Source organism: Actinomycetospora flava (genome assembly GCF_037400335.1).
GTDB classification, from domain to species: domain Bacteria; phylum Actinomycetota; class Actinomycetes; order Mycobacteriales; family Pseudonocardiaceae; genus Actinomycetospora; species Actinomycetospora flava.
This window is the reverse complement of record NZ_JBBEGM010000007.1, coordinates 270,509-285,225: the sequence shown is the minus strand read 5'-3', so window position 1 is coordinate 285,225 and position 14,717 is coordinate 270,509. Positions and strand designations below refer to the sequence as shown.

The 14,717-nt window shown below is 76.1% G+C and carries 12 protein-coding genes; 11 read left to right on the top strand and 1 reads right to left on the bottom strand.

The window, feature by feature from the left end:
• Nucleotides 1-14: 14 nt before the first annotated feature.
• Nucleotides 15-4,040, bottom strand: coding sequence for an ATP-dependent RNA helicase HrpA (gene hrpA / locus WCD58_RS18485; RefSeq protein WP_337704519.1), 4,026 nt, complete (start codon nucleotides 4,038-4,040; stop codon nucleotides 15-17).
• 323 nt (nucleotides 4,041-4,363) lie between these two features.
• Here hrpA and WCD58_RS18480 point away from each other — a divergent pair, with 323 nt between their 5' ends.
• The 11 genes from WCD58_RS18480 to WCD58_RS18430 all read left to right on the top strand — a co-directional run bounded on the left by WCD58_RS18480 (nucleotide 4,364) and on the right by WCD58_RS18430 (nucleotide 14,707).
• Nucleotides 4,364-4,912 carry an RNA polymerase sigma factor gene (locus tag WCD58_RS18480; protein ID WP_337704518.1) on the top strand — a complete coding sequence of 183 codons (549 nt, stop codon included), beginning with the start codon at nucleotides 4,364-4,366 and terminating at the stop codon, nucleotides 4,910-4,912.
• Between the two features lie 53 nt (nucleotides 4,913-4,965).
• Entirely contained in the window at nucleotides 4,966-6,468 is a 1,503-nt protein-coding gene (locus WCD58_RS18475) for a dynamin family protein (protein WP_337704517.1), read from the top strand.
• 62 nt (nucleotides 6,469-6,530) lie between these two features.
• Nucleotides 6,531-7,337, top strand: coding sequence for a serine/threonine-protein kinase (locus WCD58_RS18470; protein WP_337704516.1), 807 nt, complete (start codon nucleotides 6,531-6,533; stop codon nucleotides 7,335-7,337).
• Nucleotides 7,338-7,436: 99 nt separating this feature from the next.
• On the top strand, nucleotides 7,437-7,778 hold the full coding sequence (locus WCD58_RS18465) for a hypothetical protein (RefSeq protein WP_337704515.1): 342 nt from the start codon (nucleotides 7,437-7,439) through the stop codon (nucleotides 7,776-7,778).
• Nucleotides 7,779-7,783: 5 nt separating this feature from the next.
• The gene (gene grpE, locus WCD58_RS18460; RefSeq protein WP_337704514.1) at nucleotides 7,784-8,107 is read left to right on the top strand and encodes a nucleotide exchange factor GrpE; all 324 of its coding nucleotides are present in this window, start codon (nucleotides 7,784-7,786) and stop codon (nucleotides 8,105-8,107) included.
• Nucleotides 8,104-9,954, top strand: a complete 1,851-nt coding sequence (locus WCD58_RS18455) for a dynamin family protein (RefSeq protein WP_337704513.1) — start codon at nucleotides 8,104-8,106, stop codon at nucleotides 9,952-9,954. The genes grpE and WCD58_RS18455 overlap by 4 nt, the downstream gene beginning before the upstream one ends.
• Nucleotides 9,951-10,325, top strand: coding sequence for a hypothetical protein (locus tag WCD58_RS18450; RefSeq protein ID WP_337704512.1), 375 nt, complete (start codon nucleotides 9,951-9,953; stop codon nucleotides 10,323-10,325). Before WCD58_RS18455 ends, WCD58_RS18450 begins: the two co-directional genes overlap by 4 nt.
• Nucleotides 10,322-11,893, top strand: a complete 1,572-nt coding sequence (locus WCD58_RS18445; RefSeq protein ID WP_337704511.1) for an Hsp70 family protein — start codon at nucleotides 10,322-10,324, stop codon at nucleotides 11,891-11,893. The genes WCD58_RS18450 and WCD58_RS18445 overlap by 4 nt, the downstream gene beginning before the upstream one ends.
• Nucleotides 11,894-11,948: 55 nt before the next feature.
• Nucleotides 11,949-12,350 carry a hypothetical protein gene (locus WCD58_RS18440; protein WP_337704510.1) on the top strand — a complete coding sequence of 134 codons (402 nt, stop codon included), beginning with the start codon at nucleotides 11,949-11,951 and terminating at the stop codon, nucleotides 12,348-12,350.
• Between the two features lie 125 nt (nucleotides 12,351-12,475).
• On the top strand, nucleotides 12,476-12,964 hold the full coding sequence (locus WCD58_RS18435) for a universal stress protein (RefSeq protein WP_337704509.1): 489 nt from the start codon (nucleotides 12,476-12,478) through the stop codon (nucleotides 12,962-12,964).
• Between the two features lie 24 nt (nucleotides 12,965-12,988).
• Nucleotides 12,989-14,707, top strand: coding sequence for a GAF domain-containing sensor histidine kinase (locus tag WCD58_RS18430; protein WP_337704508.1), 1,719 nt, complete (start codon nucleotides 12,989-12,991; stop codon nucleotides 14,705-14,707).
• Nucleotides 14,708-14,717: the final 10 nt, after the last annotated feature.

Genomic DNA, 14,717 nt, shown 5'->3' with positions numbered 1-14,717 from the left:
GGGCGGGAAAGCACTCACGAGAGCTTGGCGAGGGCCTTCGTGATGCGCTGCTCGGACACGGGGCCCGGGGTGCCGATCTCCTGGGCGAACAGGCTCACGCGCAGCTCCTGCAGCATCCACGCCACCGCGTCGTAGGCGTCGCGGTCGAAGTGGCGCGGCTCGGCGCCGGCGCGGGTGCGCTGCGCGCGGTACGCCGCCTCGACCTGGTGCGCGGCCGCCATTCCCTCGGCGTCGCGCGCCGGCGCGGTCGGCAGCTTCTCCAGGCGCTTGCGCGCCGCCCGCAGGTAGCGCGTCACGTCGGGAAGGCGCGCCACCGGGGTGCGGGCGACGAAGCGGTCGCCGACCAGGGTGCGCAGCTGCCCGCGCACGTCGTCGAGGGCGTCGGTGAGCAGGCCGCCGGGACGCCGCGCGAGATCGTGGATCGCCAACTCCACCTGCCCGGCCTCGCCCAGCACCGTCTCGGCGCGGGAGAGCACCTCGGCCGCCGCGGCGGGCAGGCGCGCGGCGACGTGGGCGCGCAGCTTCTCGAACGCCGCCGGGTCCCACGCCGGACCGCCGCCGGTCGCGACGAGGGCGTCGATCGCGGCGTCCACGCAGTCCTCGGCGAGCGCGTCGACGTCGGCATAGCCGCCGGCCGTCATCGCCCCCCGCAGGCGCAGCACCGCCCGGTTGTCGAGCGAGCGCACCAGCGACCGCGCGGGGGAGGCGACCGCGAGCCGCAGCAGCCGCCGCGTGCCCGCGCGCATCGCGTCGCGCGCCTCGAAGGCGGAGTCGAAGACGCGGACGTCGACGGCGCGCCCGGTGTCGACGAGGCCGAGGTGCGCGGTCACCGTGCCGCCGGAGCGCTGCTGCTCACGGGTGCGCGGCAGCTCCCCGATCTCGGCGAACGACGTCAGCCCGCGCCGCTCGGCCCCGTCGGCGACCGCCGCCACGGCCGCCCGCGTCGCCGCGGCGTGCCGGCGCCGCAGCGCGCCCAGGTCCGGGCCCTCGGCGACCACCCGCTCGGCGCCGGCTCCGCTGCGCTCCGCGTCGCTGCCGCCCGAGTCGTCGGTCACCCGGAAGGTCAGCCGCAGGTGCGACGGGAGCCCCGCGACGTTCCAGGCGTCGACGGGCACGTCGAGCCCGGAGAGCCGGCGGACCGCCTCCGACAGGGCCGGGAGCAGCGGCTGGTCGGGTGCCGGCTTCCCGTCGTGGGCCAGGCGCGCGAGCAGCGCCCGCGCCGAGTCGGGGGCGGGCACCAGCGAGCGCCGCAGGTTCTTCGGCAGCGAGCGCACCAGGGCGGTGAGCATCTCCTCGCGCAGCCCGGGCACCTGCCAGGCGAGGTCCTCGGCGCGCACCTGCCCGAGCACCGCGAGCGGCACGCTGACCGTCACACCGTCGCTCTCCGCGCCGGGCTCGAAGGCGTACGACAGCGGGAGCGTCAGCCCGCCCGAGGTCCAGGTGTCGGGGTACTGCTCGGCGGTCGGGGCCTCGCCGGCGAGCAGCGCGTCGAGGTCCAGGTCGAGCAGGTGCGGGTCGCGCCGCGACGCCTTCTGCCACCAGCGGTCGAAGCCGCGCACCGACACGACGTCGGCGGGCACGCGCGCGTCGTAGAACGCGACGATCGTCTCCTCGTCGACGACCAGCTCGCGGCGCGCCCGGCGCTCCATCTCGGCGACCTGCTCGAGCCGCTCGCGGTTGCGGGTGACGAACGCGTGGCGGGTGTTCCACTCGCCGAGCACCAGCGCGTGCCGGACGAAGAGGTCACGCGCGGTCTCGCGGTCGATGCGGGCGTAGTCGACGGTGCGGTCCATCGTCAGCGGCACCCCGAACAGCGACACCCGCTCGGTGGCGACGGCCGTGCCGCGCCGCTTGGACCAGCGCGGCTCGGAGTGGGTGCGGGTGACGAGGTCGCCCGCCGCCTCCTCGACCCACGCCGGGTCGACGCCCGCGACCGTCCGGGCCCACAGCCGCGAGGTCTCGACGAGCTCGGCGGCCATGACCATCGTCGGCGGCCGCCTGGCGAGCGTCGAGCCGGGCCAGATCGCGAAGCGGGCGCCCCGTGAGCCCTCGTACTCGATCAGCGCGCGCTTGCGCGGCTTGCCCGTCTTCGGGTCCTTCGGCGGCTCCTGGGCCAGGCCGATCTGGGAGAGCAGCCCGGTGAGCAGCGCCTGGTGGATGCGCTGGGCGTGCTCCTTGGTCATCTCCGGGGCCGGCTCGTTGCGTGTGAGCCCCAGCTCGTCGCCGAGCTGGCGCAGCTGTGCGGCCAGGTCCTGCCACTCGCGGATGCGCAGGTAGTTGAGGAACTCGGCCTGGCTGCGCTTGCGGAACTGGTTCGACGACAGCTCGCGGCGTCCCGTGCGGACGTGCTCCCACAGGTGCACCCAGGACAGGAAGTCCGAGCGCGGGTCGGTGAACCGCGCGTGCGCGGCGTCGGCCTCGTCGGTCTTGTCCGCGGGCCGTTCGCGCGGGTCCTGCGCGGACAGGCCCGCGGCGATGACGGTGACCTCGTGCAGGCAGCCCAGCTCGTCGGCCGCGAGCACCATGCGCGCGATGCGGGGGTCGACGGGCAGGCGCGCGAGGCGGCGTCCGATGTCCGAGAGCCGGGTGGCGTCGCCGTCCACGAGCGCCCCGAGCTCGGTGAGCAGGCGGACCCCGTCGCGCACGGCGAGCCGGTCGGGCGGGTCGACGAACGGGAACTCCTCGACGGGCCCGAGCTTGGCGCCCGCCATCTGCAGGATCACCGAGGCGAGGTTGGTGCGCTGGATCTCGGGGTCGGTGAACTCGGGGCGCGCGTCGAAGTCGTCCTCGGCGTAGAGCCGGATGCAGATGCCGTCGGCGACGCGACCGCAGCGTCCCGCCCGCTGGGTGGCCGAGGCCTGCGAGATCGGCTCGATGGGCAGGCGCTGGACCTTGGTGCGCCGCGAGTAGCGGGAGATGCGGGCGAGGCCCGGGTCGACGACGTAGCGGATGCCCGGCACGGTCAGCGAGGTCTCGGCGACGTTCGTCGCGAGCACCACTCGGCGCCGGCCACCCTTCGACGGCTCGAAGACGCGGTGCTGCTCGGCGGCGGACAGGCGCGCGTAGAGGGGCAGGACGTCGAGGTCGTCGGCGTGGTCGCGCAGGGCGTCGGCCGCGTCACGGATCTCCCGCTCGCCGGACAGGAAGACGAGCACATCGCCGTCGGGGCCTTCGCCGCGCAGCTCGTCGACGGCGTCGAGGATGCCGTCGACCTGGTCGCGCTGGTCACCTTCCTCGTCGACCAGCGGTCGGTAGCGGACCTCGACGGGGTAGGTGCGGCCGGACACCTCGATGATCGGGGCGTCGCCGAAATGGGCCGAGAAGCGCTCCGGGTCGATCGTCGCCGAGGTGATGATGACCTTGAGGTCCGGGCGGCGCGGCAGGAGCTGGGCGAGGTAGCCCAGCAGGAAGTCGATGTTGAGGCTGCGCTCGTGCGCCTCGTCGATGATCAGGGTGTCGTAGCGGCGCAGGAGCCGGTCCTGCTGGATCTCGGCGAGCAGGATGCCGTCGGTCATCAGCTTGACCAGCGTGTCCTCGCTGGCCCGGCTGGTGAACCGCACCTGGTACCCGACGGTGTCGGTGCCCGTCGTGCCCAGCTCCTCGGCGACGCGCTCGCCGACCGTGCGCGCGGCGATGCGCCGGGGCTGGGTGTGCCCGATCGTGCCGAGGACGCCGCGGCCCAGCTCCAGGGCGATCTTCGGCAGCTGCGTGGTCTTGCCCGATCCCGTCTCGCCCGCGACGACGACGACCTGGTGGTCCTCGAGCGCCGCGCGGATGTCGCCGACGCGGTCGGCGATCGGCAGCGCCTCGGGGTAGGAGACGGCGGGTACGGACGCGCGCCGGCGCGCCAGGCGCTCCTCGGCGGCGGTGACGTCGCCGGCGATCTTGTCGAGCGTGCCCGCCCGCTTGCCGGCGTCGCCGATCCGTTCCGCCCCGGCGATCCGCCGGCGCAGCCGGTGCGCGTCCGCGGTCCCCAGCGCGGCGACGCGTGCGGCGAGGTCCCCGTCGGTGACGGTCGCGGGGTCGGTGGCTGCGGACACCGTGCGGGCTCCTCCTGGAGGACGTGGTGTCCCGCGCCGGCGGGACGGCGGCGGGACACGGGACGGGACCGGGACAGGACCGCGACGGGACCGCGGCAGGACCATGGTCACTGCCTGGTCCACGGACTTCCCGGTCACCATTGTCAGCGCACACGGCACCTGGGCTGTTCCCGACCACACTGGTCACGCAGCGAAACCAGAATTAGACTGTTCGAGTGAGCAGTGTCGCCACCGTCGTCAACGGAACGTAACGTCAGGGCCCGAGGTCAGGCGCTCCGGTCACCCGGGGTGACACCGGCGGGCGGACGTGGGAGGAGGGGATCGTGGCGGCGGACGACCGACCCGACACGGAGCTCGCGGTGCTCGCCGCCGGCGGCGACCAGGTCGCGTTCGCCGAGCTGATGACCCGCCACCGCCCCCGCCTCTACGCGGTGTGCCGGCGCGTCACGACGAACGACCAGGACGCCCAGGAGGCGCTCCAGGAGACGATGATCATCGCCTGGAAGCGGCTCGGGGAGTTCGACGGCCGCTCCGCGGTCGGCACCTGGCTCTACCGCGTGGCCACCAACGCCGCGATCGACGAGGTCCGCCGCCGCAAGCGCGCCCCCGAGCCCGCCGAGACGGTCCCCGAGCCGACGCCCGCGCGCGCCGCCGACGGTGGTGTGATCGCCCGCATGGACGTCGACCGCGCCCTGGCCCAGCTGCCCCCGCAGTACCGGGCGGTCGTGGTCCTGCGCGAGCTGTGCGACCTGTCGTACACCGAGATCGCCGAGCTGCGCGACATCCCCGTCCAGACCGTCAAGTCCCAGCTCTCCCGGGGTCGCCAGGCCCTGGTCGAGCTGCTGCGCGACGACGTCGCCCAGAACGTATGAGCGGTGATTCACCGCGCCGAGCGTCGGCCCGTGGTGCTCCTCCGTCGCCCCACGTGCAGGACGCCGGCACGGGTAGCCCCGTCGGGCCCGTCACCACCCGGCTCGTCACCCTCTGCGCGGACACGCGCGACCGTCTGCGCACCCCGGAGCTGCGCGAGCGGCTCGACGCGCTGGTGACCCGGCTGTCCGAGCCCCGCATCCGCGTGGCCGTCGGCGGGCGCATGAACGCCGGCAAGTCGACGCTGGCCAACGCCCTGCTCCAGGAGCGGCTCGCCGCCACCGGCGCCACCGAGACCACGCGGCTCGTCACCTGGTTCCGCCACGGCCACCAGGCGCGCATCCGCGTGCACCACCGCGACGGCACCGACCGGCTCGTGCCGCTGGACCCGGGCGGCGGGGTCGGCGCGACGGTGAGCCGGGACGGCGAGGAGATCTCCCACCTCACCGTCGAGACGCCCAACGACGCGCTCACCCGGCACACGCTGATCGACACCCCGGGCATGGACTCGCTCTCGAAGCTCGACCCGGACTCGCTCGCGGCGCTGGGCGACGCCGACGCCGTCGTCTACCTCATGCCGCACCCCGGCGAGCGCGACGTCGAGGCCATCGAGGCGGTCCGCGGGTGGGCCGGGGGCCTGCGCCTCGGCGCCGCGAACATGCTCGGGGTCCTGTCGCGCGTCGACACGCTCTCCGGCGAGGACGACCCCTGGCCGACGGCCCGCCGCGTCGCCGACCGCTACGCCTCCGAGCTGCGCGCCGTGCTCTCCGACGTGGTGCCGGTCGCCGGGCTGCTCGCCGAGACCGCGCGCGGCCCCGACTTCTCCGAGACCGACGCCCGCGCCCTGCGCACGCTCGCCGAGGCCGACCGCGCCGGGGTGCTGCGCAAGCTGCGCACCGTGCAGCGCTTCCGCGCCTGGGAGGAGTGCCCGCTCGCCGACGACGAGCGCGAGCGCCTGCTCGACCTGCTCGGGCTGCACGGCGTCCGCGTCGGGCTCGAGCTGCTCGACGAGGGCCGGCGCGCGACGCCCGCCCTCCTCGAGGGGTTCGCGGAGCGCTCGGGGATCGAGACCGTGCTGGAGCGGATCGAGACGGTGTTCGTCGCCGGCGCCGACCGGCTGCGCGCGAGCGCCGGCATCGCCGCCCTCGAGCACCTCTGGGACGCCCCCGACGAGGTCGACCGGCGCGCCCTGCTGACCCTGCAGTCCGAGCTCGACCGGCTGCGTCTCGAGCCCGCGCTGCGCCAGGTCGACCTCGCGGCCGCGCTCGTCGACCTCGAGGCCGGGCGGATGCGCCTCGGCGACGAGGACGTCGCGCGCCTGCGCGACCTCGCGACCGGGGCCGACGACGCCCGCCGGCTCGGGCTGCCCGCGGACGCCGGGCCGGACGAGGTCGCCGCCGCGGCCACCGCGCAGATCCCGCAGTGGCGCCGCCTGGAGGCGCGCCCGTCGCGGGTGCTGCAGCGCCACGTCCGCACGGCCCGCGAACTCTGCGAGCACATCCTGTTCGGCACGGCAGCGCCGACGGCGCCGAGCTGGCAGGCTCGGACACCGAGCTGATGACCGCCGCGCGGCAGGAGACGACGCGGAGCAGAGCTCGACCATCGGGAGAGGAGGCCGCGGTGGGGGTCCCGCCCCGTGCCGGTCCGCCGCGGGCCGTCCTCGGGCCGTACGTGGTGCAGGACGTCGTCCACCGCGGGCGCTCCGGCGAGATCGTGCGCGCCCACGACACCGCCCACGACCGCGTCGTCGCCCTCAAACTGCTGCCCCCCGACACCGCCGACCGCGAGTACCGCGCCCGCTTCGACCGCTCGTGCGGCGTCGCCCGGACGCTGCGCGAGCCCCACGTCCTGCCCGTGCTCGACTTCGGCGAGAGCGGCGGGCGGCTCTTCGTCGCGACGCCCCTGCTCGCCGGCCCGGACCTGCGCACGGTGCTGCACCGCGACGAGGTCCTCGAGCCGTCGCGCGCGGTGGCCGTGGTCGAGCAGGCGGCGCGCGCCCTGGCCGCCGCGCACGCCCGCGGGCTCGCCCACCGCAACGTCAAGCCGGGCAACCTGCTCTTCGCCGACCCCGCCGCCACCGAGGTGCGCGTCGGCGACTTCGGGCTCGTCTCCCGCAACGGCCTCTCGCTCGACCACACCGCCCCGGAGCGCTTCCGCGGCGGCGCGACCGACCACCGCGAGGACGTCTACGCGCTGGGCTGCGTGCTCTACACCTGCCTCACCGGGGCACGGCCCTACCCGGGGCGCAGCCTGCCCGAGCGGATGCGCGGGCATCTCGAGAGCCCGGTCCCGAAGCCGTCCGAGGCCCGCCCCGGCGTGCCGGCGGGGTTCGACGCGGTGATCGCCGGCGCCCTGGCGAAGACGCCCGCCGAGCGCACCGCGACCGTCGGCACGCTCGCCGCGGCCGCCCGCGCCGCCCTCGCCTGAAAGAAATTCCCGGGACCGCGGAACATCCGGGGGCGCCCGCGTCGTCACAGACCCGAACGGCCCGCCGACGGCGGCGGGCCCGGGTCCGGGGAGCGCGAGATGAGCGGCACGACCGACACCGCCGGTGACATGTACTTCAGCGCGGACGGCGGCGTGTACGACGCGTCCGGGACGATGATCGGCACCTACGAGACCGACGACGCCGGCAACGTCGACCTGGTCACCACCGACACCGACGGCGACGGCGCGCTCGACACCTCGATCGCCGACACCGACCACAACGGCTCGTTCGAGACCGGCATCGTCGACACCGACGCCGACGGCTACTACGACACGATGGTCCTCGACACCGACGGCGACGGTGACTACGACACCGCGGCCGTCGACACGAACCGCGACGGGCAGGCCGACACCACCGCCCACGACCCCGCCGGCTTCTGACCTCGATGACCGCCCCGATCACCGAGCGTGCGGCGCTGGTCGAGCTGTGCATCGACCTCGCCGACCGGCTGCGCACCGCAGGACCCGGGCTCCGGGCCCGGCTGCACCGCGGCCTCGCCGACGTCGGGGTGGTCGCGGTCGAGCCGGACGGCCTGCCGTTCGACGGCGCCCACCACGACGCCGTCGACCGCGAGCCGACCACCGACCCCGCCCGCGATCGCACGGTCGCGAGCACCGAACGCACCGGCTACCTCGACCACGGGCGCGTCCTGCGCCGCCCCGAGGTCGTGGTGTACGCCGTGCGGACCGAGAGCGGAGAGGACCGATGATCACCGACGCCCCGGCGACGCGCGAGCGCCGTCCCCACCCGCTGGCCGACGAGGCCCTCGCGCTGGTGGCACAGGTGCGCGCGGCCGCGGTGGAGGACGACGAGACCGACGCGGCCGAGGCGCTCGACGGCGACGTCGCCCGTGTCGCCCGGGGCACGGCGGCCGTGGTCGTCGTCGGGGAGAAGAAGCGCGGCAAGAGCTCGCTGATCAACGCGCTGATCGGGCGTCCGGGCCTGCTGCCCGTCGACGCCGACGTCGCCACCTGCGTGCACGTGATCGTCTCCTACGGCCCGGACGGCGTCACCGTCGTCGAGGGCGGCGGGAGCGCCGGGCGCGAGGTGCCGCTCGACGCGCTGGCCGAGTACGCCGCGCTCGACCCCGGCGCCCGCGCCCCGGAGCACGAGGACGTCAGCCAGGTCCAGGTCCGCGTGCCGGCACCGCTGCTGGCCGGCGGGCTCGAGCTGATCGACACCCCCGGCGTCGGCGGGCTGGTGGCCGGGCACGCCGCGCTGACGCTCGCGACGCTCGACCGCGCCGACGCGCTCGTGTTCGTCCTCGACGGGTCGAGCGAGATCACCGCCTCCGAGCTCGCGTTCCTCGAGCGGGCCACCGAGCGGATCACCACCGTGGCCTTCGCGCTCACCAAGATCGACCTGTTCCCCGCGTGGGAGGAGGTGCGGGCACGCAACGTCGAGCTCATCGCGGCGCACGCCCCGCGCTACGCCGACGCCCCGTGGTTCGGGGTGTCGAGCCGGGCGGCAGCGGACGCGATCGCGGCGGAGGCCGACGGCGAGCCCGAGGAGGCCGCGGAGGAGCGCGCCGCGAGCGGGATCGTGCCGCTGTCCGACCACCTCGCCGGCCTGGCCGAGGACGCCGACGGGCTGCGCCTGGGCAACCTGCTCCACCAGTCGTCCGCGCTGGCCAAGCGGCTGTCGGCGCTCCAGGTGCGCCGCGCGCTGTCGCTGTCGCTGAGCCCCGAGTTCGCCGCCTCGGTGAAGCGCGAGAAGGACGCGCTCACCGCGCTGCAGGGCCAGAACGCCACCTGGCGCCAGACGCTCGGCGAGCGCTCGGCCCGCCTCGAGCAGCGCATGCGCACCGAGCTCGCGCGCCGCCTCGAGGACCTGCGCAAGGAGGTCGGCGACCAGATCGCCACCGGGTCCAGCAAGGTCTTCGACGCCGTCGCCACCGACCTGCCGCCCCGCGCGCAGGCGCTGTGGATCGAGCTCGACACCCTGCTGCGCCGCGAGCTCACCGCGCTCGGCGAGGCCCTGATCGTCGACCTGGAGGGCGTCGAGGTGGACCTCACCGGCGTCGTGCCGGACGCGCCGGAGCGCCTCGCGCAGCTCCCCGAGGCCGCGCGCGGTCAGGGCAGCACGAGCTTCGCCGAGCAGGGGATCATGGCCGCGGGCCTCGGCATGGGGCTCGGGCACCTCGTGGCCCTGGTGGTCGCCCCGCCGATCGGCATCCTGGCCGGCATCGGCGCCGTCGGGTTCTTCTCCTGGCGGCGCTGGAGCAAGGAGCGGGGCGCCCGCAGCCGCGAGGACGCCCGCCGCTACCTCGGGGAGGTGGCCACCCGCCTGACCAACGAGATCCCGCCGGTGGTCGCCCAGGCCGTCGCCGGCGCCCGCGAGGTGCTCGGCCGGCAGATCACCACCGCGCTCGCCGCCGAGAAGGACCGCCTGACCGCGAGCCTCGCCGAGCACGAGAAGAACCTGGCCGCCGAGAAGTCCTCGCTGCAGCGCCGCAAGGTCGAGGTCGACGCCCGGCTGAAGAAGCGCAACGAGCTGCGGGAGGCCGCCGAGAAGCTGGCCGCCCGCCTGTCCACGCACCGAGAGGAGTCGTCGTGACCGCGCCCCAGGAGGCCGGGGGACCGGGCTCGAACAACTGGCTGGACATGTCCCGCTACCCCGACACCGACCCGGACACCGTGCTCTCGCCCGACGACCAGGGCCTGCTGACCTCGGCGCTGGCCGTCGACGACGGCGCGCTGCCCGACAGCGTCTGGGAGCACATGCTCGCCGTCGTCACCGGCGACACCGACCCGGCCGACGACACCGACCCCGCCGCCGACGACGGGACCGACGACCCGGCCGTCGACGACTGGGCGTACGACCCCTCGGCCGATCCCGTGGCCGACGGACACGAGCCGCACGATCCCGCCGTCGACGACCACGGGGTCCACGACGCCGGCCACGACGGGGACGGCGGCTGGGTGTGAGCGGCTTCGACCTCGCGATCGACTTCGGGACCTCGTTCACGACGACGGCCACCCTCGCCGCCGGGCGCGCCGAGGTCGTGGAGATCGACGGGTCGAAGTACGTGCCGTCGCTGGTCTGCGTGGACGACGACGGCACGATCCTCACCGGCCGCGACGCGGTCAACGAGGCGGCGATGGCCCCCGACCGCACCGAGCGCGTGCCGAAGCGCGCCCTCGTGGCCTCCGAGCAGGTGCTGCTGGGCACGAGCACGGTGGCCACGGTCGACCTCGTCGCCGCGGTGCTGGGCCGCGTCGCCGGCGAGGCCGCGCGGCGGTTCTCGGGGCGGCGCCCGTCGCGGGTCGTCCTGACCCATCCCGCGCGCTGGCAGGCCGGGGGCACCGAGCTGCGCCGGCTCACCGAGGCCGCCGAGCGCGCCGGGCTGGGCGAGCCCGACCTCGTCGCCGAGCCGGTCGCGGCCGCCCACCACTACGTGCGTACCGGCGACGCCGTGCCCGACGGCGGCATGATCGGCGTCTACGACTTCGGCGGCGGCACCTTCGACACCGCCGTCCTGCGCCGGCGCCGCGACGGGTTCGAGCTGGCCGGCTCGCCGGGCGGCGACGTCGCCCTCGGCGGCGAGGACCTCGACGCCGCCTTCATGGAGATCCTCGCCGAGCACGCCGAGGCGCTCGACCCCGACACGTGGAACGCCCTGTGGGAGGCCGAGGGCCGGGTCGCCGAGCGCCACCGCACGCTGCTGCGCCGTGACATCACCCAGGCCAAGGAGGCGCTGTCGCGCCTGCCCGCGGTCAACCTCTGGGTCGCCGGGTACGACGACGAGATCCGCGTGACGCGCCGCGAGTACGAGAAGGCCGTCGAGCCGCTCCTCGCGCGCAGCGTCAGCGAGCTGCAGGACACCGTCGCGCGGGCCGGCACCACACCCGACGGGCTCGTCGACGTCTACCTCACCGGCAGCACGAGCCGGACCCCGCGGATCAGCGCGCTGCTCGCCGACCTGCTCGGCCACGTGCCCGGCATGCGCGACGACCCCAAGGCCGTCGTCGTGCTCGGCGCGCTGTCGACGATCCCGGGGTCGGTGAGCGCCACCCAGCACGTCCGCCTCCCGCCGCGGCCGCGCGAGGAGGCCCGGCGCGCCCCGGCGGGCCCGACCCCGCCGCTGACCCCCGCCGGGTTCACCGCCCCGACGCCGCCCGCGGGCGCGACCGAGAAGGTCCGGCACGGCAGCGGGCGCCACCACGCGCCGGCGACCCCCGAGATGGATCGCGAGGCCGCGGCGGCGATCTCGCGCGAGCTCGCCGCGATCGCCGAGGCAGCCGGGGTCTCCGACCTGGTCGGCGCCGTGTCCCCGACGCTGCGCGGGGGCGACACGGCCGAGGCGATCCGCCGCCCGCTGGTCGTCGCGGCCGAGGGCGTGGGGACGGCGATCGGCACGCGGCACACCCCGTTCCCGGGGCTGCCGCCCGAGGTCGCGCTGCAGGTGCTGCGCGAGGGCCGCGCGGAGCTGGGCGCCCTCGGCCAGGCCCTCACCCGGCTGGACGGCGTGACGGAGCGCCTCGCGGCGTGGTGAGCGCGATCGGCCCGGGCGTGGTCGGATCCCTGGTCACCACCACCACGGAGGACCCATGTCCCACACCGCGACCGGACGGGCCGGCGCGGCGCCCGCCGTGCTCACCGCGCTGCGCGTCACCGCCACGCTGACCGTCCTCGCGCTGCTCTGGCAGTTCCTCACCGCCGGCGGGTTCGTCGAGCAGCGCGGCGGCGAGGCCGCCGAGGGCCTGCACGCGACCGGGGCGATCGTCCTGCACGTCGTGGCCGGGCTGACGGTGGTCGCCGCGGCGGTGCTGTGGCGGGCCGGCGCCGCGCTGTGGCCGACCGTGCTCGCCGCGGTGGTGTTCGTGCTGACGTTCGTGCAGGCCTACGTCGGCAGCCACGGCCCGCTCTCGGTGCACATCCCCGGCGCGATGGTCCTGACGATCGGCGCCGTCGTCGTCGCGGCGTGGTCGTTCGCACCGACCGGACGCTGAATCCTCGACGCGCGGGGACCCACGTCCCCACCGGCCTGCCCTGCAGGTCCCTGCTCCCCGACCGCCCGCGCGTGGAGGCTGGGACCCGAGCGGCCGGGAGTGCCGCCGGAGGAGAGGGACGCGTGATGAGCCTGGTGAACGACGCCGCGGTCGGGGCGGGCACCGTCGTCGTCGGAGTGGACGGTTCGGAGCACGCGCGGGTGGCGCTCGACCGCGCCCTGCGCGAGGCGGCCCGGATCGGCGTCGGCGTCACCGCGGTGACCGCGACGACCCCACCGGACCTCTGGGCGGTCGAGCTCGGCGCCCTCGCCCCCGACCTCGCCGAGATCGACCGCGAGGTCCGCGAGGCGCTGCAGAAGACCGTCGACGACGCGGTGGCCGCGGCGTCGGCGGAGGGCCTGGCCGTGCCCGAGGTGACGCTCGTCGTGGGGGCCGGCGCGCCCGCCGACGTGCTGTGCCGGGTCGCCCGCGACGCCGAGCTGCTGGTCGTGGGCCACCGCGGCCGCGGCGCGCTGGCCTCGCGGCTGATCGGCTCGGTCGGGCTGGGGGTCGTCGTCCACGCGACGTGCCCCGTGCTCGTCGTCCGCGAGGCGGCGCCGGCCGCGCCCTCCTGAGCACCCCTGCGCCACGATGGCGGCATGAGCGGCGCGTGGGACCCGGCGGCCGAGGCCGCCGCGCGCTCGGACCCGTCGCGGCTCGCGCTGCGCGAGCTGCTCGACGAGGTCTCCACGCGGATGGAGGCGCTCGGGCGCACGCGCGACCGCACCGAGGGCCTGCTCGACGCGGTGCTCGCGGTCGCGTCGGGCCTGGACCTCGACGCGACGCTGCGCCGGGTGGTGGAGGCCGCGCTCGACCTGGTCGACGCCCGCTACGGAGCGCTCGGGGTGCTCGCCGCCGACCGGCGCTCGCTCGCGCGGTTCGTCCACGTCGGCGTCGACGACGAGCTGCGCGAGCGGATCGGGCGGCTGCCGCACGGGGAGGGCCTGCTCGGCCTGCTGATCGAGGACCCCCGCCCGCTGCGCCTCGAGGAGCTCGCGGCGCACCCGGCGTCGGTCGGCTTCCCGCCGCACCACCCGCCGATGGGCTCGTTCCTCGGCGTCCCGGTCCGGGTGCGCGGCGAGGTGTTCGGCAACCTCTACCTCACCGAGAAGCGGGACGGCGCGTTCACCTCCGACGACGAGGCCGTGGTGTCCGCGCTGGCCACGGCGGCCGGCGTCGCCATCGACAACGCCCGGCTCTACGGGCGCACGGCGACGCTGATGCACGAGGCGCAGCGCCGCGAACGCTGGCTCGAGGCCACCGGGGAGATCACCACCGAGCTGCTGCGCGGCACCGACGCCGACCAGGCGCTCGCCCTGGTCGCCCAGCGCGCGGCCGAGCTGACCGACGCCGAGTGCGCGCTGATCGTGGAGCCGGCCGGTGACGACGCCGTGGCGGTGACCGCGTCGGTGGGGCGCGAGGAGGCCTTCCCCGTGGGGCTCGCGCTGCCCACGGCCGACTCGCCGCTGGGCGCGGTCGCCGTCTCGCGCGCGCCGCGCCGGGAGACGGCGCTGACCCTGGCGCCCGGGGTCGACGCGCTCGGGCCCGCGCTGGTCGTTCCCCTGCGCGCGGGCGACGACGTGTCCGGGGTGCTGATCGCGGGCCGGCGCCCGGGGGCCGCGGAGTTCGACGCCGAGCAGCTCCCCGTCGTCGCGGCGTTCGCCGACCAGGCCGCGCTGGCCCTCGCGCTGGCCGCGAGCCGGCGCGCCGAGCGCGAGCTCGACGTCCTCGCCGACCGCGACCGCATCGCCGCCGACCTGCACGACCACGTCATCCAGCGCCTGTTCGCGGTGGGCCTGGGCCTGCAGAGCGCGCAGCGGCGCGCGGCCCGCACCGACGTCGCCGAGCGGATCGCCGACGCCGTCGATCAGCTCGACCGGGTCGTGCGCGAGATCCGCACCAGCATCTTCGACCTGCACGCCGACCCCGCCGGGCGCCCCGGGCTCGGCGGGCGCATCCGGGCCGCGGTCACCGAGCTCACCGCCCACGGCGCGATCACCCCGGTGGTGCGCGTGACCGGTCCGATGGACGTCGTCGGCGACGAGCTGGCCGACCACGTCGAGGCCGTCGTGCGCGAGGGCGTCAGCAACGCCGTGCGCCACGCCGGCGCGGACGGGGTGACGGTGACGGTGTCGGTGGGCGACGAGCTCGTGGTCGACGTCAGCGACGACGGGCGCGGGATGCCCGAGGCGGCGGCCCTGTCCGGGCTGCTAAACCTGGAGCGGCGCGCCCGCGCGCACGGCGGCGACCTCACCGTCGCCCCCCGCGACCCCGCCCCCGGCACCCGCCTCGTCTGGCGCGTCCCCCTCCCTACGTGAGTGCTTTCCC